Annotated in this window: 18 protein-coding genes; 4 read left to right on the forward strand and 14 right to left on the reverse strand. The window is 46.7% G+C overall.

The features are described 5' to 3' along the window. Positions 1–63 precede the first annotated feature (63 nt). The 3 genes from CS022_RS26620 to CS022_RS25490 all read right to left on the reverse strand — a co-directional run bounded on the left by CS022_RS26620 (position 64) and on the right by CS022_RS25490 (position 4,602). A complete protein-coding gene (locus CS022_RS26620) occupies positions 64–711 on the reverse strand; it encodes a hypothetical protein (protein ID WP_235869607.1) in 648 nt (215 codons plus the stop codon). Next, positions 704–3,898, reverse strand: coding sequence for a helicase-related protein (locus CS022_RS17960; RefSeq protein WP_235869609.1), 3,195 nt, complete (start codon positions 3,896–3,898; stop codon positions 704–706). The genes CS022_RS26620 and CS022_RS17960 overlap by 8 nt, the downstream gene beginning before the upstream one ends. Positions 3,899–4,431: 533 nt before the next feature. Next, positions 4,432–4,602: a hypothetical protein gene (locus tag CS022_RS25490; RefSeq protein ID WP_201746318.1), complete on the reverse strand. Its 171-nt coding sequence runs from the start codon at positions 4,600–4,602 to the stop codon at positions 4,432–4,434. Positions 4,603–4,805: 203 nt separating this feature from the next. Between CS022_RS25490 and CS022_RS17965 the strand changes: the two genes are divergently transcribed. After that, on the forward strand, positions 4,806–5,729 hold the full coding sequence (locus tag CS022_RS17965) for a transcriptional regulator (protein ID WP_129123444.1): 924 nt from the start codon (positions 4,806–4,808) through the stop codon (positions 5,727–5,729). Positions 5,730–6,360: 631 nt separating this feature from the next. On the opposite strand, the gene CS022_RS17970 is transcribed toward CS022_RS17965, so the two are convergent. The 8 genes from CS022_RS17970 to CS022_RS17995 all read right to left on the reverse strand — a co-directional run bounded on the left by CS022_RS17970 (position 6,361) and on the right by CS022_RS17995 (position 12,447). After that, the gene (locus tag CS022_RS17970; RefSeq protein WP_129123445.1) at positions 6,361–7,902 is read right to left on the reverse strand and encodes an HNH endonuclease; all 1,542 of its coding nucleotides are present in this window, start codon (positions 7,900–7,902) and stop codon (positions 6,361–6,363) included. Positions 7,903–8,349: 447 nt separating this feature from the next. Then, positions 8,350–8,514, reverse strand: coding sequence for a hypothetical protein (locus CS022_RS24920; protein WP_161569669.1), 165 nt, complete (start codon positions 8,512–8,514; stop codon positions 8,350–8,352). Between the two features lie 140 nt (positions 8,515–8,654). Then, a complete protein-coding gene (locus CS022_RS17975) occupies positions 8,655–9,137 on the reverse strand; it encodes a lecithin retinol acyltransferase family protein (RefSeq protein WP_235869642.1) in 483 nt (160 codons plus the stop codon). A gap of 130 nt (positions 9,138–9,267) precedes the next feature. Then, complete coding sequence (locus CS022_RS17980; RefSeq protein WP_129123446.1) at positions 9,268–9,867, reverse strand: recombinase family protein; 600 nt, start codon at positions 9,865–9,867, stop codon at positions 9,268–9,270. Between the two features lie 152 nt (positions 9,868–10,019). After that, positions 10,020–10,409: a hypothetical protein gene (locus CS022_RS27795; RefSeq protein ID WP_328590407.1), complete on the reverse strand. Its 390-nt coding sequence runs from the start codon at positions 10,407–10,409 to the stop codon at positions 10,020–10,022. After that, positions 10,406–11,086, reverse strand: a complete 681-nt coding sequence (locus CS022_RS27800) for a replication initiation protein (RefSeq protein ID WP_328590408.1) — start codon at positions 11,084–11,086, stop codon at positions 10,406–10,408. Before CS022_RS27800 ends, CS022_RS27795 begins: the two co-directional genes overlap by 4 nt. Positions 11,087–11,501: 415 nt before the next feature. Then, positions 11,502–11,813, reverse strand: a complete 312-nt coding sequence (locus CS022_RS17990; protein WP_129123447.1) for a hypothetical protein — start codon at positions 11,811–11,813, stop codon at positions 11,502–11,504. Continuing rightward, positions 11,806–12,447 (reverse strand): AAA family ATPase, encoded by a 642-nt coding sequence (locus CS022_RS17995; RefSeq protein WP_129123448.1) that lies wholly within the window; start codon positions 12,445–12,447, stop codon positions 11,806–11,808. The genes CS022_RS17990 and CS022_RS17995 overlap by 8 nt, the downstream gene beginning before the upstream one ends. Positions 12,448–13,604: 1,157 nt before the next feature. Here CS022_RS17995 and CS022_RS18000 point away from each other — a divergent pair. From CS022_RS18000 to CS022_RS18005, 3 genes are all read left to right on the forward strand, one after another. Then, positions 13,605–14,819 (forward strand): DUF6035 family protein, encoded by a 1,215-nt coding sequence (locus tag CS022_RS18000; RefSeq protein ID WP_129123449.1) that lies wholly within the window; start codon positions 13,605–13,607, stop codon positions 14,817–14,819. 344 nt (positions 14,820–15,163) lie between these two features. Continuing rightward, a complete protein-coding gene (locus CS022_RS24925; protein ID WP_161569670.1) occupies positions 15,164–15,313 on the forward strand; it encodes a hypothetical protein in 150 nt (49 codons plus the stop codon). 41 nt (positions 15,314–15,354) lie between these two features. Continuing rightward, positions 15,355–15,900 carry a hypothetical protein gene (locus CS022_RS18005; protein ID WP_129123450.1) on the forward strand — a complete coding sequence of 182 codons (546 nt, stop codon included), beginning with the start codon at positions 15,355–15,357 and terminating at the stop codon, positions 15,898–15,900. A 12-nt stretch (positions 15,901–15,912) separates the two neighbouring features. Here CS022_RS18005 and CS022_RS18010 read toward each other — a convergent pair whose 3' ends face one another. The 3 genes from CS022_RS18010 to CS022_RS18020 all read right to left on the reverse strand — a co-directional run bounded on the left by CS022_RS18010 (position 15,913) and on the right by CS022_RS18020 (position 18,591). Next, the gene (locus CS022_RS18010) at positions 15,913–16,497 is read right to left on the reverse strand and encodes a recombinase family protein (protein WP_129123437.1); all 585 of its coding nucleotides are present in this window, start codon (positions 16,495–16,497) and stop codon (positions 15,913–15,915) included. A 150-nt stretch (positions 16,498–16,647) separates the two neighbouring features. Next, complete coding sequence (locus CS022_RS18015; RefSeq protein ID WP_129123438.1) at positions 16,648–17,460, reverse strand: EVE domain-containing protein; 813 nt, start codon at positions 17,458–17,460, stop codon at positions 16,648–16,650. Between the two features lie 93 nt (positions 17,461–17,553). Continuing rightward, a complete protein-coding gene (locus CS022_RS18020; RefSeq protein ID WP_129123439.1) occupies positions 17,554–18,591 on the reverse strand; it encodes a hypothetical protein in 1,038 nt (345 codons plus the stop codon). Between the last annotated feature and the right edge of the window lie 6 nt (positions 18,592–18,597).

Raw genomic sequence — 18,597 nt, forward strand, 5'->3', positions numbered from 1 at the left:
GCCGATGCCGTGATTGGATAATAGAGATTACTTGCACCACGCTGAAGAACCCTTAAAGGCTCATCACAATCCCTTTCGGAATAACTTTTTGACTCCCAGGCTGAGTCGATGAGCAGCGACTCCCAAGAGCACCGGTATTAAGGATATCTGCGAGGCTGCTCTCGGCACCACAACCGGGGTTTTCACAACAGATTTTAAGTGCGCCAAGGCCGCTGCCCTTGCCTTTGGCAGAGCGGAAATAAAGATCCGGCTTATCACATATCTTTTTCGCTTCGCGATGAGCCAGTAATCCCATGGCACATCCTGAAGATGGCCCTTCTGGCATGCCGCAACAAAACGCATTGGAACAAGCACCCTTTTTTTACAGGAAGGATTCGAACAGACCGGGACACCACTGTCATTTTTTTCGTCATCAGAGCGCCACTTCTTCAGTTTTCTGCACTTTGGGCAGAACATCCATTTCGGAAAACGGACTGTGATGAGGGAGTTATATGGTTTAGGAGTACCGAACTGACTCTCGACAACAGGAGGCCTCTTTAATGCATAAACCCCGGCTTCTCTGGTTAAACGTTCAAGTTTTATCTCTTCCAGCTTTTTTGGCCAGTGGGATATATCCATCACAACGAGAGACTCATCGCCAACATCCAGAATTGCACCGGGCCCGAAAGGACTGATCAGCTGTGAACTGCGGAATGATCGTGTCTTAGACATTGTCTTCACCTCTGACAAACAAGTTGGTTTCAGTATCTACATTTCTCATGGAATTCAGTGTTGGCCAGGCTCTGTCTTTCAGCTGGCTCTCAAATGCCTGAATTAGTGGTTTAAACTGTTTGCCTGATTTATTGGCTTCATAATGAGTGAGTTCATCCTCACTGACCCGGTTTGACCATTCCTCTACCAGAGAATCGAGGTAATCAAATGCTGTTTTCTTTTCCTTCTCTGTCACCCCCTCCATGGCTCTCGATATACGCTCAACCAGTGACTTATAAATCTCTTTAAACTCACTGTTATTGCGGTCAAAGTTTTTCGCGCTCTGGTTGTCACGCAGGTAACCAGACACACGGACAGCAGCTATCAAGGCAGCATGCATGGCACGCTCCATCGCTGGCAGGGCCCATGGCGTCACACTGGTTGGCTCCACATACCGGTAAAGGGCCTGATGATAATTTTTGAATGACTCATAGTGAGACCTGTCACGGGGCTTTGACGGCGAGTATAAAGTCAACACGATGCCCGGTGGACGGCTTTGCTTACGACCAACCCGGCTGGATGCCTGAATATATTCTGCCGTGGCTTTGGGTTGACCGTTGATGATCATGTTGCCCAGGCGCTCAATATCCACACCAACAGAGATCATATTTGTACATGGCAGAATATCGACAGCATCAGGGAGCCCCTTCTCAAGGTTTTTCAATACCTCAGGAATTCTTGCACCCTCAACATTGGCACTGAGTTCCTCCACTGTATCTACCTGCCTCGGAGTGTCAGATATCACCTTAATACGTTCAGGAATATCATCACGCGACAGCGTCATTGTTTTACTGAGCTCACGCCGGCTGTTGTGATAGATAGGCAGTGTCCAGTAACTGTCCAACAGAGTATCTGCAAAGCCTTTTTCCTCAGGTGCCTGCAGCAATGCAGCAGCGGCCTGAACCAGGGCTGTCTGTCCGGTATGACCTGATGGCATCACGCCAACATACAGGCGGCCGGGGCTGTCGCTGTCTTCTTTGGAAAAGAAGGAATCGGCCTCATCAGTGCCCGATGGAGGAAAGATGTTTACACTTCGTCCGAAGAGACGGTTGGACTGCTGCGCAGCACTGCGGATAGTTGCGGTTGCCGCAATGACTTTCGGGCGTCTTCCCAGTCTCTCCATCGCTGTATCAAAACCGGCTTCATAGATACCTGCAATAGTGCCCAGAGGCCCTGAGATAAGATGAAGTTCATCCTGGATAATCAATGAGGGCGGGAGATACCTGCTGTCGCCGAAAAATATCGAAGCCTCTGCTTTCCAGGTAAGACGGGCAAACTTATCTACAGTACCGATGAGCATGCTGGGTGTTTTTTTATAAAGCCCCTCATCAACGACCTGAATTGGGAGAGAGTCGTGGAATTCACAGTCCTGAGACGGGCAGAAAAATTCGAAGTGACTGTCATCACAACGGATACCATAGTCATCACTTTCATCAGAGTAACCTTCAGGAAATATCGAGGTCCCACACCATGGGCAGGACTGTAACTGAAAGCTGTTCTCAGGCTTTGGCGCTTCCCGCTGGGTATTGAATTTTGTGTGGGCTTTCTTGAAGTCATTGGGTGTACTGCCTTCACCTGCCCACAGGCCAAGAGAAAATTCAGACTCACCAAGTTCAGGGATGGAAGTTCTCATCGACTCGAGGGCACATATCAGACTACCTGCTCGCTGGAACTGCTGAGAGGTAAGGAGACGCAGTGTGTAGCGCTTAATGACAGCGGTGCCTTCCCCTTCACTGCCGTATTTAAGGCGACGGAAAAGCATCTCCCAGGCAGCAACAGCAAGGTATGCTTCGGTCTTGCCGCCACCGGTAGGAAACCATAGAAGATCAACTTCATCATGAGTAGGCGGATAATTGCCCTGCTCATCAGGAATTATTGACTCAAGAACAAGCAACTGAAAGGCAAGCTGAAATGGCCGCCACTTGAAGGTACGCTTCACTTCTTCGGAAAGATAGTCAGGGGCAGTGTATCCCCAGTTTTTTTGTCTGACGGTACCGGCAAACTTACTGCCACTGTGAATCATCTGCATCAGCATTGCCTTGTTGGCAAGCCTGAATGCCAGCATTGCAGTCTCCGACTGCTTCAGTTTCCTGATACCATCATCCATTCGCTCAGCAGCCATACGCAGTTTTGCGATCACCGACTTTTTAGCGTCTGAATAACGACTGTCCAGCACTTCCTCATCAAGCTCATCAATCCAGGATCTGTATGCATTGATCAGTTTTTTGTACCCATCAAGAAGGTTATCAGTGGATAACGATTCGGTATCAGCAATCGCAGCGATACTAAGGATATCTTCATCAAGGTCGTGATATTTTTTATAATCAAGATCAGTGCTGAAACCTTTCACTGAGTGACAAGGCATAGATTCAGTTTTCAGAACCACAGGTGATTTATCTGAGCCCAAGCGCCAGTCAACTGACACGCCGTGGCCAACAGCCCAGGGCACCCGCTTCCGGTATGTCATCGCCAGCTGTTTTTGCTCGTCATCCAGTTTGAAACGATCGCTGCTCGGATACTCCCTGATTGCACCGCTTACAACACTGATTTTTATACCTGACTGATAAAGGCATTTTGAGGGATCCAGTCTTTCACCGGAATTTTCTATATTAGATATTGCTACAGTGACAACTTTACCACCGCCATATGAGCGGACAGATACATCCAGTCTCGCTTTGCCATCAAAGATTTTTTCATCCTGAACGCTTCCCCTGTTGAGGGAGATGTCCCTGACTTCAGACAGCACGGAGCGCTGCCAGACAAAATCCTGACCTTTTTTATATTGACCGGCCTCAATCTCAAGCTTGCAGACTAAATCTGCATCAGCGGCAAAAGATATCGCCATAGAGGAAGGTTTGAAGTCATTATTCAATGACTCTGAGTCGCGATCAGAATCATCTACACGGGCCGCGGCCGGAAATAATGTACCCATCAGGTAGCGTTTGTGAGGTGCATCTTCAAGCTTTTCCTCCACACCACCCGCTGGGCCTACTAACTGATCTCTTACGTAGGAAATCAGCAGATCTCTGTCTTTGAGGTAAGGGTTTTTATTCATAATGCCTGATAAATAGTCCAGCACCACCAGTACTGGTGACGCTAATTGTTGCTGGGTATATAGCCTGTACCTGAATGACAGCAGGATAACCAAAGTGCCATAGACCTTATAAAGTGTATGGAAAAACTAACATGGTCATCGTGTATTCAACAGATCCACACTGAAACTATTGCGACTGAACGCGCAACTTATAAGCACCTGTAAATGCCGTGTTGTTTAACCGGAAAAAGACTGTTTCACCCCGTTAAACAGGGGTACAAAAATGTACCCCTCAGCAACAAGTCATCCCGGCAATGAACGAAAGTGTGAAACCACACTTTCCCATCTACCGAAGCGAAAGCGTGGGTATGCGCAAACATGTACAATTTTTGGCTTTCGTGAACGTTGGTTGGCTGTAAACCTGACTTTAGACGCATGATTTGACCCTCAAAATTCATAAAAGAGGGATCCCGACGATTGATATGGAAAACACAAGGAAGTAGTATCAAAGGTTCAAACAGGAGTGACACTACTCACTATGCTGGGTTGGGACCTCTTAGTGTAGACCCTTTTACTGCTGCGCCAACAGCAATAAAAAACCATATCTGCACGTTGAAAAGCACATCTACGCAAATAGATGTGCTTTTTTATTTCTCTTTTCTAACACCTTTGAAAGGCTTACCGTCACTTTTGACATCCATAAACCGGCCTGTCTCTGCGTCTCTTTTTACCCAGTGTCCTGAACCAGTCTGCGTCTGTGAACGGGATCTTACTGCACCATGTCGGCGGTTATCACCTGATTTACCATTTGTTGCCATATGAAGCCCTCTCTATTTACAAATCAATCAGTTAAGGCTTACCTTAACAATGAGAATCTTATAGCACCTATCTTATTCGATCAATACACAAACACATAAAAAATCACAAAAAACACTTAACACGTATATTTATGATACGTGCATGAACAATTCATGCTAGAATAGAGCCTATAAAAGACAAAAAAAACAATGACTAAGTAGCTATGAATTTTTTTGACATACAGAAGAAAGATGTTGTGCTTGCGGACCGCATGGCTTACATAGATTTTAAATTAAGGTTCACCGGTTCAATCAACCGCTCGGATCTCAACGAGATATTCGGACTGGCGGAAGCTGCTGCATCCAAAATGATGACTAAATATCAGGAGTTCAAGCCAGGTAATATGACATATGACAGGGCTAAAAGAGCTAATACGATTGTCCAAAAGAAATTCTCGCCATTGATTGACGTCGATGCCGAAACTGCTCTGGGTATGCTGGCTAACGGGTTTAACAGAAATAAACTGGGCGGAAAGCCAATGCTCCCATATCAGAGGCTGGGGAAAATAGAAAAGCAGCTGGATACTGAGAGTGTTGCAAAAATAACGCGGGCTATAACAACAGGAAACGCAATTACCACTGTATATCTGTCTGAAAACAGTGATATGCATGGACGAAGAGAGTTATTTCCCCTGGCTATTGTCTATGACGGAAACCATTGGATTTTCAGGGCATATGAAGCTTCAGGTAACAAAGCACTGAAGTTTAAAAACTACGCTTTTTCAAGAGCCACGAAAGTAATTGAAAAGCATGATAACAAAAGGGACGTTACACAAACACTGGGCGCCGATACTGAATGGAATACACAGGTCCCGCTTGTATTAGTTCCGCACCCAGACAGAACACCTAAGGAAGTTGACAGAATAAAAGCGGACTTTGGGTTTAAGGACCAGAGTAAGCTGATAATTACAGAGAAAGTTGCATTGCTCTGGATGATAAACAAGCAATGGTCAATAGATGACCGCAGCGATGAGCAGATAAAAAAGGACAACAATGAGATTGAAAAAGGTCTAAAAAAATCGCCTTACTACAACTTCAAGTTAGAAAATAAAGAGATGCTCGATATCGTAATAGCTAACTTAAAGTAATATCTGCGAACAGGCCTTTAATTCGACAAATACCTTACTAACACCGCGGCCAACCCGCGCTGTGCCCACCTATAAAACACCACATAAACGGAAAAGATCACAGAACTGACAACACCAGATATGCCCTGCCCTTTCACCTTGTGGGGCGCAGCTGGGCGGGTGGGGGATGCGGTGGCTTTTGCGTGATACTGGCTGGCCAGAAACGCACGGCGGCAAAGCCGGCGCTGCCTGCGCGAAGCACGGCAGGAAAAGCGACGGAGAGAGGAACCTGAACCTGCGGAAAATTTAACATAACTTCGCGCAATACGGCGAAGCCGAACGGCGCGCAGCGACGGCGTATTGTGACCAAGTTATGTTAAGGCAGACATTATGCAGGGCGGAACGACCGGAATAATGGCTGACGTAATTTGAGCACTGCCTCTGGGGTCAGCAAGGAGACAGACTGTCCGCAGCAATCAACCGACTTAACAACCACCCGATCCTGCCGCACGGCCTTTGTGTCTTAGCAAAGGCCGTACTTCGCCTTGTAGCGTTGCAACCGAAGCACCGAACGAATGAAAACATTTGTAGTTTATGTTTATACAACGATACGCAATATTTAGCCTGCTACGAAACTCACCAAGTTATAGTGTTAATTTTTCGCTGAAGTATTACAGTATGGATGCATCAATGCGCCATTCTCGACACTCCCCATGCCACCTTCTTGTTTCCTAACTATATGATCAAAAGAGATCGAATTTTGGTGTATAAAACCTTTACAATAAGTACATGTACTAGTTTTAGGTAAAGTTTCTTGGATATATATTTGGGATTTTACGTCGGTTGAGAATCTTGCAGATGTTATCTTTACATCGTCAATTTTGTTTAAGAACCCATACTCACCTAGGACTTGCTCAACAATTTCATTTTCTGGCTCTTTTCTCTGGAGTAGATTTATAATCAAGCTTGTTGCTTTGTATACATGCTTGTGGCTTTTTGTACCACTTCCATACTTAGCATTAATACCAGATATGAAGTGCTTGTAATTGAATAAGAATCTCTCAAGATCTTTACGAATCATGATGAAAGATCTTATTGTTTGTGGGTTTTTTTCAATATCATTTACTATATCTACCCATGCTAGGATTGTTGAATATATATGATTTCCGCGTTTATTATAGAAATATACAAGTGGATGTAATCCCAGAGATGAAGGGTGCGACGAATTAATCCTTCTTAAGAATTTTCTAACATTTTTTAGGTACTGAACAGTTAACTTACCATCAGGGTCTTCACTAACTTTACTAGTATTCTTAGGTACTCCATTACATTTTTTAACAAGATCAAAAATGAAGCTATTGGTCTGGGGAGAGTTGTGTTTTTTAACCAAAGGAAGATCTAAAGTTCTGATAGCTCCAGAAATCTTCGGTTGAAAAATTAAACCGTGAATCTCTTTGGAAATTGACTCCACTTCTTGCATCACAGCAGGCTCAAATTTTGACCAATATTGATGACCTACACCGGCACGAATAATAGCCCTAGAAGCAATTGCAAATGCTTTTCTTCTTGATTGGAGAAGTTCAATTTCAGTATCGCTTATCTTCGATGCTTTTTGGTTAATCTTAAAAAAAGATTGTTCGGCTTTGTCAGCTCCCCCACTAACCCATTGCAACTGGATTGAGGTCCTACCAAGACTGAGAGCTTTTTCAAGCATGTCTCTATCTCGATTATCGGGATCAGCTGTCGCTTTCTTATAATCGCTGTATGGCCTGACTGTATTTTTAATCTTCTCTCGTGTTTTGTTTGCAATATCTCTTTGTTCTTCGTCAATTTCGTTATTAAAAAAGTGCTGAGATATCTTGCCATCACCATAATCGTCGTTTATCCAGGCAATTAATGCGCCTAAACGGTGTGCTCCATCGATAACAAAGTTATATGGTCCCGAATTCCACAGTATGACAGCAGGGATCAAATCTCCATCTATAAAGCTCTGAATAAACTCACATAGCTGGTCATCTCCCCAATCAGATGTTTCTCTTTGGAAGTCTGGTTTTCTGAGTCCTGCATAAAAAAACTCGCCACGCTCTAAATCTTTTACGCTAACGTTCTGATTAAACGAAGATGCTCGAGAGTTAGTTTCGATAACTTCAAAATCCTCTCTGGAGATCAATGCATCCAAATTTACATTTGGCATATTACTACCCTTACTAATTTTTTCATTCTGTGCTCAATACATCTGACTTGAATATTCACCACATCGGCAAATATGTCTTGTCTCTTCGCACCACTAAGCTGAATCAGTCTTTGAAATGGTAAATGACTTTCGGTTGCTAACTAACAGTCATTCGGTGATAGGTTCAACCTGAGTGAGGATCCTATCGGCTTGATGCCTCATGCAGCCACAGCCATAATTTCTGAAAACCACTATTGTTTAATCGTTTACAAATTTCTTTCATTAGGCATATGCATTGAATTAAAAGGATCTAATTCAATGCATATGTCTAGAATTTAAAGCTCGATTCTACCAATAGTCTTATTTTTTTCGAGATTATTTGACCTGCTCAGAGTGTGTTCGCTCGTAAAGTAATCAATAACTTATTTAAGTATTTGATTTGATCTGAGGGTAAGTTGTCAAAGGATATTAACTAAAACCTACTTCATCACCCTCCCCTGCCGCACGGCCTTTGTGTATTTTCAAAGGCGGTGCGTCGCCTTGTAGCGTTGCGAAGCATCGCGCCCCGGGACCGGGGAAGGGGCGATAAGAAAAGCGCAGAAAAGTGTGCATGAACCACCCGTTTCCGGCCATGACGGCACCCCGCAGGGTGCGCAACGCGTACCGTTTCTTCGGGGTGTTTGCCGTGATGGCCATGGGTGGTGAGGGAATGCTTTTCAGCAGCATTATTTACAGGACGGGAAAACACAATAAACTTAATTAAGTTACGTAAGTTATTCTTTTTTCTCTGTCGCTTTTGTTGCAAGAACGGCGATACCTGCAACAGCCAACGCGCCAGCCAGATACTTTATTGCAGTCGGTTTCTCGGCGAGCAACCCAACCAATGACGCGCCTGCAACAGCTCCGCCGACAGCCGACGTTACCTGACGGGATGTCACCTCAAGCCCGGTACAGAATCTGACGAAGTGTTCGCAGTTATTGCTGGTCACCGAGTATACCCACTCCCCTATCTGTGTGCGTGCAAGAGCCAGTGTTTCCTCCGGGCTTTTTACCGGTGTGAAGTCCGCGACGTAAGTCGGCTTTCCCTTTACCACCTCATCCCATGTTTCTTCCCGGACAGTACCGTTTCTCTCTGTCGCTGAGATAAGCATAGGCTTACCCTTGCTGCAGACTCTGTCCGTGACCAGTGAGTAATGTTGATAAAACCCGAAGTCGGATACAACAATGTTACCCGGCTGTACAATCAGTTCTTTCAAAGGTTTCTCCTCAAATGTTGTCGCACATTACTGTGGGTAACGTTATGTATTTTCAATCTAAAGTATTGAATAATTTATATTTAAATAAGTTAAATAACTTACTACAAAGCATAACTTACGTAACTTAATCTCACCTTAATCCCTTCCTCTTTACATAGTCACCGAGGGTACTGGGCGCCGCTCCGACCAGACGGGCGGTCTCGCGGATACTGAGGCCAAGGCGGATATATTTTTCTATCTGATCGTATTTGGGGTCAAGTTTGTGATGGCTGGCCGGGCCTTTGGGGCGGCCGAGGGACAGCCCTTTTCTCCGCCGCGCATCGAGCGCCTCGCGGGTGCGGATCCGGATAAATTCGCGCTCCACCTCACCGGCAAGCCCGAGCACGGTGGCGAGAATTTTTGACTGCAGGGAGCCGTCGAGCTGCATGTTCTGTTTGGCAATATGTACCTGAAGCCCTTTTTCCATACACAGCTCCAGGATCTCGAGTACCTGAAGTGTCGAGCGGGCCATGCGGGTCACTTCGGCAAAGACAATGGTGTCCCCCTCCCCCATGCCGTCGAGTAACGGACCGAGCCGTCGCTGATGCCATTTCTTGCTGCCGCTGACACTGTCTTCGACAAAGGAGAGATTACTGATCCCCTGTGCGTTGGCATATTCCAGAATACCGTGTTTCTGACTGGCAACGTCCTGACTGTCGGTGGATACCCTGAGGTAGGCATAGCTGGCCATGGTGCTCTCCCTGCCGGAAAAATCTCATCATGGCGCAGAGGAAAAATGACAGCAATACCATATATCACAATATGTTATGAAAAGGCATAAGCCACGTAAGTTATGAAAAGTAGTAAGTTACGTAACTTATTTATTTGCGTAACTTACATCCGTTAATCACGCTCCGCGGCATCGGTCATCTGTGTCAGGCGATACCTGAAATTGTCGTCGACCGGCATGTCTTCAGGCATGGTAATGATCCCAAGCTCCACCGACTGCAGTGCCAGCCGGTGACGGGCGTCAAGTTCGCCGCGGTGCGGGTAACTCATCACGATATTCCATGCCTCACGGGCAAGAACCAGCATCGGGTTGTCAGGCTCCGCCTCCGTGGCCAGTTTGTCGCGCTCGAGCCTTGCGGCCTTCTCCACCGCCGAGCGCCATTCATACAGAAACTCCACCGCCACCATTTTGCGGCCGCGCATGATCGGCGCGAAACCGAGGTTGCCGGATTTCTCATCGACAAGGAACGACAGCTCCGCCATCACGTCCGGGCTGTTGCTCATTTCCTCAATCGGTTTGCGGATACAGCGTTCAACAAACACTTTGTTCTGGGCATAGCTGCCCTTGATGAGTTTCCCCTTCTCATCAAGCAGCCCGTAGAGCCCGTGGAGCTCTGTAATTGTCTGGGGATGCAGACGGGTGCCTGCGTCCTTAAAACGCGACAGAAGCGTGTACAGGCGCTTGGAATGCTCGGATTTGAGGCTGCGGAAGGCTTTGTGCTGATCTGGGCATGTCCGGCTGAGTAGTCAACGTAGGCTTTGATCAGCTCCGGGTTCGGTACGATGGAGAGCTCCCCTTTCTGGTACTGTACCCTTGCAAACAGCGGAATGAAGTCAAAGGACTCGGTATCGTCGCTGCTCAGGCCCACTTTCCGGCTCGACAGCCTGTCCGCGACCGGACGCAGGGTCGGGTAAAGTTGCTTTGATGACAGCCCGAACCAGTCTTTCAGCACATCAGAGTGAAAGGTATAACGCGGGGCATGGATATCCCGTTTTTCGATATAGTCTGTCCAGTGGTCACGGTTGAGGCGGGTCAGGAACAAAGCCATCATGTCGTGCTCACGGGCCGTCAGCCCCAGCTGACTGAAGATCAGCTCGTGGCTTTTTTTGAAGAACTGCCGGGGCAGGTCTTTCGGGGTCTCCGTGGTTACCTGAAAGCGCTTATCGCTGTTATCGGTCATTTTCACCGTGCCTATGGTCACAAATTTTTAGTGTCTTACCGGATAATACTAAAAATCTGTAACCATATCTGCCAAATTTCGCCCGGGAGACTAAAAAACAGTAACCATAGGGGACAGAAGCAGCTACAGACTAAAAAAGTGTAGCCATAACACTAAAAAAAAGATCATTTAGACTAAGTTTTTGTGACCAAAAACTAAATATTTGTTACCTGAAAGGGATAAAAGACTAAATTAATGTAACCGTTAGACTAAAAATATGTAACCTTAAATAGGTTAAGAGATTGATAGTTATGGGATTTCTCCACCCTATAGATCTTTATAGATCTCTTATAGATCTTTTATAGAGTTTTATAGAGAGTTATAGAGTCTGTGGACAGTGGATAACCTGCGGTTACCCAACAGCCCACAGCCACCATCAGTGATTTTGTTTCTGTTTTTCTTTTTCCAGGAGCCTGACGATTTTCTCATCACTCTGCGCAGCAAGCAGGGCAAGGGCAGTTTTGACCACATCAGAGCGGTTACAGCGAAACTCCCGTGGCTTGAGTGATAACTCGTCAATCAGCCTGTCATCGCTGTCAGTGAGCGACAGGGTAACGCGCTTGAACACCCGGCTTTTCGCCGGTTTTTCGGAGGCCTTCGCGGCACTGTTTTCAGGTGCGGCATCGTTAGCACCGCTGGCGAAGGCATCAATTTCATCTGTGGTCGGGCGTCGGCGTGGTTTAACCATGGAATACTTCCTCCATCAGTGCTTCGATTTCCTGTTTTGCCTTGGCATCCTTCCATTCAAATACGGTGCGCCCTTCAGAGATACAGTCGCGGAATGCTTTACGGTCATACACCATGGAGTTTGCCATGCTGAACTCAGGAAATTCATTCAGGTAGGTGCGCGCATCCTCAGCTTCTTTGATCACCGGGTTGGTCGGGCACATGTTGAGCACCAGATAGCCCTTGAGAGTAGGGTTCAGATCCTGCGCCTGAATGAAGACCTCAGCCAGATGGGGCAGGGTGTCGAGATCATACTGGGACGGTCGGGAAGGTGAGAGCAGAATGTCCGCCACCACCATGCCGGTTCGGAGCTCACGGCTGTCACGGCCTGCGGTATCGGCCAGCACGTAATCATATTTCTGGGCCAGATCGCGAAGAGTCTGGTTGATGTTGCCCGAGGCCTGAACATGGGGAATATTCGACAGCTCCGGGTTTTCCTGACGATCCTGAGCCCAGCGCTCTGAGCTGCCCTGTGGATCGGCATCAACGAGAATGACATCCTCACCGCGGCTGATAAGCCATCCGGCAACGTTCACTGCCAGTGTGGACTTGCCGCAGCCGCCTTTCTGACTGCCAAACAGTATGATTTTCCCCATTATGTGCGTCCTTATATCAATGCCGTCGGAAGTGTAACTGACATCAGTTACATCAATATCGTAAATTGCATCATTTATATCACTTACGTAAGTGTAGTAACTTGTTTCAGTGAAGTAAACAGATAAGCCACTGACTGAAAGGCGCTTTATCTTCAATGATGAACAATAAGTGTGTCTGGGCGCATTTTCGAATATTGCTCAGAACGGTGTGCTATTTTGAAATCATTTTAAAGTTATAGTGCATTATAAGTTTACGGACAGATCAGATAATAGGGTAACTGATGGATCACACAGGCCTTACAGGATCAAAAACCGATCGCGCAAACCCATTCTGGCTGTAATCGATTACAACCTTGTGCTGTTAGGGTGACGGGTTAATGACAATCACCGGGGCAGGAGCCCGGACACTCTGACACAGGTCACCGGCTGGGACCTGGTCGTTGCGGGGAGCACCACGCCAGCGACATTAAATAACTGGGAGCCGGGGACGGGCTGTACCGAAACCAACCCAGCCGGTAACTGTAAACGGCCGTCTTGACGGGGACGCTGTGCTGGCATGCGGTAAGGCAGCACAGATAAACAGGTTAAGGCTTACCGGTGACACGGTAACATTGTGATGCCGGGCTGTAAGGGCTCATACGGCAATCACTCTAAAATTTCATCAGTTATGTTATTTACGTAACTGACTTAAGTGATGCATTGATACCGCCAATCCCAGACCAGTCCAGAAACGGAAGGGAGTGACGCCCAGACCTGCAGCGGTGTGACGAGCCGCGCGGCTATGCCCAGCCCCAACTAATCTGCCGCAGAAAATCCGTACCTGATAAAGCCGTTTACAGGAAAAACAATGCCTATCATTGATGGGAAGCAGGGTTGATGTTAACGCCGTTCTCTGGCATCACCCAGCCCCCGTCATAGATACCTATTGCCTGAACAAAAATAACGCTCGTGTTTTCCGGACAGCCGGGGAGGGGATCGGGAAGTATACGGCGGGGTGTTTTGTTTACCCCTTACGCTTGCGCGTTTTTTCGCGGGCGCTGCGCGGAAATACGCGACGTTGTCCGGACGGGCGGTGCGCCGCAAAATCCAAAATTAACATTTTTATCAGAATAGGAGCTGGGTTTATTTCTGTCAGAAATCTATAAGGGGAGTAAGCAATGTCTGACCAGAAAACGCCGAGAGAGTTTATCTATGACCCGGCTAACGACCGGAAAATCTGTGTCAGAGAGCAACTTGCCCGGCTCGATGAAGAGAGACGTTTCCAGCTGAGACGGCTGATCAGGGAAGGGCACCGTAAATTTCTTTGTACGAGCTGTTTTCAAAACCTCCACCTTGCAGCAAAAAAGAACCCTCAGAAGAAAAAACTAACCTTCTACTACAAGCACTATCCAAACTCTGAGCCATGCCCACAGAAACAAGGCGTGGTGCTGAGCGATGAAGAGCAACTGGCTCTCAGATACAATGGCCTGAAAGAAGGCCAAAAGCACAAAGACAACAAAATCTTTATTGCAGATACCCTGAAAAACGACAAGCTAGGGCGCTTCGAGGCCGTTGAAAAAGAGCAGACCTTCAGGGAAGTTAGTCCTGTTGGTATAGCCAAACAATGGCGACGTCCGGATGTCAGTACCACCATGGTACCGGAAGGACACAGAGTTGTGTTTGAACTGCAGATGTGTACCACCTATATCGATGTCATCATCGCGCGGGAAAACTTTTACCGAAACAGTGGTGCGTTCGTCGTCTGGGTATTGCTGGATTTTAATCTTGCGCGCTGCAGTAATCTGGATATTGCTTACGGCAACATGGCCAATCTGTTCCTGCTGACTGACGAGGCCAAGGCAAAGTCCAAGGAAACGGGCGAGCTTTGGTTCCACTGTTACTACAACCTGCCGGACATTAATACCACAACACTCGAGCTCAACACCGAATGGCATAATGAACTGGTACCGTTCAGCGCACTGACGTTCGACAGCTATTTTGGCAAAGTGTTTTACAAAGATATCCCGACAATAAAAGCACAGAAGCTGGAAGAAATCGCCCTGCTCAAAAAACTGAGGGAAGAAACAAGGCTAAGGGAAGAAAAAGAAAAACTCGAACAGCAAGCCAGAGAAGAAAGAGAAAGAGTTGAAAAACAGGCGCGTGAGGAAAAAGAAGCCCGTCGCCGCGATGCGCAGACAAAAGCAAGTCTCAGGGTAATTGACAATGAGTTTAAGAGCGCAAGAAAAAGTAAGAAAAAACAGGTGAAAAACATCGCGGGGGCACTGAAATTGCGCAACAAAAATGAAGAATTTTGCAAGAGATGCAACAGCATAAACAAAATCAGAAAAATGGGCCGCTTCACTATCTGTACGAAATGTGCCCAGCTACTGTGACTCACTTTCACGTGACCGGCAGGATAAGAGCATAAAAACAGATCTGATAGACACGCCCTATGTGGTCTTCAACCTTCAGCGTTTCAGGGTTGGCTATTAAAGGGAAGCCTTTGAGAGCATCGATTCGTTTGGTGCATTGAAATTATCCTCCCCGATTAACCCGTGTTAGAAGAAGCCGAATTTTACGACCAATCTCTTGAAGCCAGTCGGTTACTCGTTCACTAATCTACCGTCAGGGAGGCAGGGGTATCCGCGGACATCATTACCTTCACAGAGAACGGCAACGGATCCGGTCAGGGAACAAATCACTGACAGTCACCAGGCTCAAGCAGCAGACGCAAGAAATGACTCCGGACGAAGTCGTCAGGGCACTCGGCCCCATTTACGACGAGCAGGAAAAAGACAGAACCCGTGTAACAACGTTCAAAGAGAAATACATACAACAGGACCGCCGGATAAAGACCATTTTTCAGCAAAATGGGAAGCGGAAGTGACTGGGGTTTCAAAGGGGTCTCCCCTTTGGCTCGCGGGATAGATGACAGCGACGCAGTCGCGTTTGTCATACGTCCCCATCGTGCCTGTGTCTCTCAAAATAAAGCATTGCGGGAAGACTTATAAACGACAGACTGACATTTACAATCATCTCTGCGCGAAAAAGCTTGTAAAAGTTACCAATCACTCAGTTTATGGTTTGGATGCGGGACATGTAAATGCGGCAAGATGGTACTCAGAAAACGGACTACCTTACAGCCTCATACACTGGGAAAAAGGACAGAAAGACAGATCCCGACCAGTACAGAGCATTGAACATATAGATACCGGCTCATGGAACTTCCTGCAAGAGGAAACTCTGAAGTTTAACCTACCTTACACACTGAGATTTGTGGGTATCAACTTCACGTTCGGCAAAAACAGCGGTATGAACGGTTCTGTCAGGATACAGAAAATGATAGACGGAGCATCTTTCAAAAAAAGAAAGGGCGTAAGCCCATTCAGAGCAGTTTTCAGTGACCTGGAAAAAAGCCTCATATCAACAGCAGATAATGTAAGTATTTCAGTTCCGCAAGAGCTTACTGCCTGACATACAGAAAATTCACTTATTCCAGTGCCTTTTTACCGTCGCAATTCCCAGCCCCAGAGCCGTCGCTGTTTTTGACTGACTTAGCCCCTGCTCACGACATTGCTTGACCTTTGCTGTAGTAGCCGTTGCTTCAGGCCTGCCAAGGCGTTTACCCTCGGCGCGGGCACGGGCAAGCCCTTCCTGGGTCCGTTCCCTTATCCGGTTACGCTCGAATTCGGCAAAGGCTGAAAACATCTGAAGCATCAGTTTGCCCTCTGCAGAACTCAGGTTCTGTACCGGCAGATCGAGAGAAACGACATGAACCCCCCTCTCTGTCAGCATCTCAATGGTCTTCTGGATATCGATATTGTCACGCCCCAGGCGATCGAGTTTCAGCGCAACCAGCGTATCCCCTGCTTCAAGTTTATGATCAACAAGAGTCCGAAACGCTTTTCGCTGCATCGCAGGCGTTGAGCCGCTGACCGTTTCGCTGATCACGCGGTGCGGCTGCACATCATACCCTCGACTTCGGATAGCAAGGATCTGGTTTTCCGTATCCTGTTCAATGGTCGATACCCTGCAATAGGCAAAAATCCGTCCGGTCGTGGCAGTATTCATGAAAAAGAGCCCTTAAAGCATCAGGAAAGGGTATCAATAATACTAACAGGTATCAGATAATAAAATGGCTGTTTTTTGATACCATGAGAATAGTCACATCATTTGGTATCATAAAACGACCAGTTAATAATACCTGCTTAGCGACGCGCACTACACAACTGACGCATGCAACTTCATCAATGTTTCCATAGGATCGGCACTCTCAATACGGTGGACTGCAACATGGCAATTAGCACATAAAATAGCTAAATCAGTAATTTTGGTTTTTTTACCAGCTCTGAGTTTACTCAAGGGGACTTTGTGATGAGCCTCCGCATAATCAAAACCATAAAGCTCTGAGAATTTAAAACCACATGCTTCGCAAAAAAGCTCACCATGAGTTTCGATAAACTTAGCTTTGGCCTGCTTTACGAGAACCGGATCCCGCTCCCTTACGATATGAGTTCTCACTGCCTTTCTTGTCTCGTCTGAGCTATATTCAGCCAACTCTAAGGGCTCACTCCCGCCGCCCCACAATGACATCACTTTGCTGAACTGCTCCGAAGATATCCGGAAGTTTGTACCCTGCCTCGCAGTAAGAAGCTGCATTTTTTCAAGGATTGGCTCTCTCTCCAGTAAGGTCGATTCAACAAGCCCCTGTTTCACACTTAACCTGACATCATCTAATTTCACACCCACTTTTATTTCAGATACTTCCCTTTTACTCCAATATTTTTCAAGCAGGTTTTCAGGGTGAAGAACTTTGTCCTTATGCACGGGATTTTCTTCAACTGTTCCAAATGCAACAAGGCCATAAGGATCACTGGATTTCCCCTTGGACCGCCAGAAGAAAACCTTGTCACCCACTTTGATCTCGTCCTGGTGTTTGGGGTGCTTAACAGCCCAGTAGACGTAACGAAAACCACTAAGATATTTATCAATATCAAAGTCTTCACGGTTACCTCTAAAAATCCAATACGACATAAAATCACCCGACAGAAAAGAAAAGCAGGCACTATACGCAAAATACACCGTGAAGGCCCGCTGTTGCGGGCCTTGTGCTTAAATAACCCTGCGTTACTTAGACGCCACCCTGGACGGCAGTGAGTAATAAACATCACGACGGACGTAAGGTTCACACACCTGTGGCGGCAGCAATGACAACCCCTCCATAAGGTTTACGTTGCTCACACGGCCTTCCATATAATCCTTGAGAGACGATTTATACAATGGAAATTCAGGTGACGAACCGTCTCCCCAGAAACCATGACTGATATTGGAGAAGAAACTGTCGCCACGAATAACATCATTCGATATCAGGTAAACATGGTTGCGGAACTGATCGTTACCCGGGTAAGACACAGAGCCGAACGATATCCCGTTCACATTGGTATTTGAGGCACGCTTAAACAGGAATGAATACCCTGTTCTCGGGCTGTGCCAGCTTATATCTATCCCTTTCAAAGAGACATTTGAAAACTTGCTGCCCTCCGAGTTAAGAACCAGCAGTGTACTGTCGTACTCCACTTTATGATTAAACGAGTCGATGAAAACATCACTGAACACAGAATCATTCACCGACCGCGAAAGCAGTGCCTGACCATTGAATTCAGAATGCCCGCCACTGATCGTTAACCCGTCAATGCCCGACGAATAAACGGAGTTAAAAACCGACAGAAACGGTTTGTTCACTGACGGCCCTATCAGCGTCAGGTTATTTATTGATGCGTTTGACAGCTTCTCCGCCACAAGATATTTCTTGGCTGCACCCGACGGAAAATCATACAGAGGCTGCTCAAGCACCAGATCATAGAGCTTGCCGGTGAAACGGCGGTTAAAAAGGGGCCCCTGCAGTGCAAGATGACTCACTTTATAGCCGTTACCCTCGATATTAAAGTTGTAGGCACCGCGTTTATTGCCGAGCGGCTGCATACCATAACAATCAATGTCATTGGTCAGACGGTAGGTATCTTTTTTATATCGTGCACCGTCAAGCATAGAGACAAAATCCTCACAGGTACTGACATCAAACACCTCTTCTGATGACGCTGTTGCGTGCGAAGCGACACAGACTGATGCAAGTGCCAATACGTTTAACGTTTTCGTGAATTTCATAATTTT

Origin of the sequence: Veronia nyctiphanis, from assembly GCF_004116385.1 — a bacterium.
Lineage (GTDB): Bacteria > Pseudomonadota > Gammaproteobacteria > Enterobacterales > Vibrionaceae > Veronia > Veronia nyctiphanis.

Excerpts from the sequence above, each read along its gene's own strand:
- CS022_RS26620 (WP_235869607.1), bottom strand. The coding sequence starts at position 711 with ATGTCTAAGACACGATCATTCCGCAGTTCACAGCTGATCAGTCCTTTC.
- CS022_RS25490 (WP_201746318.1), bottom strand. The coding sequence starts at position 4,602 with ATGGCAACAAATGGTAAATCAGGTGATAACCGCCGACATGGTGCAGTA.
- CS022_RS17965 (WP_129123444.1), top strand. The coding sequence starts at position 4,806 with ATGAATTTTTTTGACATACAGAAGAAAGATGTTGTGCTTGCGGACCGC.
- CS022_RS17970 (WP_129123445.1), bottom strand. The coding sequence starts at position 7,902 with ATGCCAAATGTAAATTTGGATGCATTGATCTCCAGAGAGGATTTTGAA.
- CS022_RS24920 (WP_161569669.1), bottom strand. The coding sequence starts at position 8,514 with ATGGCCGGAAACGGGTGGTTCATGCACACTTTTCTGCGCTTTTCTTAT.
- CS022_RS17980 (WP_129123446.1), bottom strand. The coding sequence starts at position 9,867 with ATGGCCAGCTATGCCTACCTCAGGGTATCCACCGACAGTCAGGACGTT.
- CS022_RS27795 (WP_328590407.1), bottom strand. The coding sequence starts at position 10,409 with ATGAGCAACAGCCCGGACGTGATGGCGGAGCTGTCGTTCCTTGTCGAT.
- CS022_RS27800 (WP_328590408.1), bottom strand. The coding sequence starts at position 11,086 with ATGACCGATAACAGCGATAAGCGCTTTCAGGTAACCACGGAGACCCCG.
- CS022_RS17990 (WP_129123447.1), bottom strand. The coding sequence starts at position 11,813 with ATGGTTAAACCACGCCGACGCCCGACCACAGATGAAATTGATGCCTTC.
- CS022_RS17995 (WP_129123448.1), bottom strand. The coding sequence starts at position 12,447 with ATGGGGAAAATCATACTGTTTGGCAGTCAGAAAGGCGGCTGCGGCAAG.
- CS022_RS18000 (WP_129123449.1), top strand. The coding sequence starts at position 13,605 with ATGTCTGACCAGAAAACGCCGAGAGAGTTTATCTATGACCCGGCTAAC.
- CS022_RS24925 (WP_161569670.1), top strand. The coding sequence starts at position 15,164 with ATGACTCCGGACGAAGTCGTCAGGGCACTCGGCCCCATTTACGACGAG.
- CS022_RS18005 (WP_129123450.1), top strand. The coding sequence starts at position 15,355 with ATGACAGCGACGCAGTCGCGTTTGTCATACGTCCCCATCGTGCCTGTG.
- CS022_RS18010 (WP_129123437.1), bottom strand. The coding sequence starts at position 16,497 with ATGAATACTGCCACGACCGGACGGATTTTTGCCTATTGCAGGGTATCG.
- CS022_RS18015 (WP_129123438.1), bottom strand. The coding sequence starts at position 17,460 with ATGTCGTATTGGATTTTTAGAGGTAACCGTGAAGACTTTGATATTGAT.
- CS022_RS18020 (WP_129123439.1), bottom strand. The coding sequence starts at position 18,591 with ATGAAATTCACGAAAACGTTAAACGTATTGGCACTTGCATCAGTCTGT.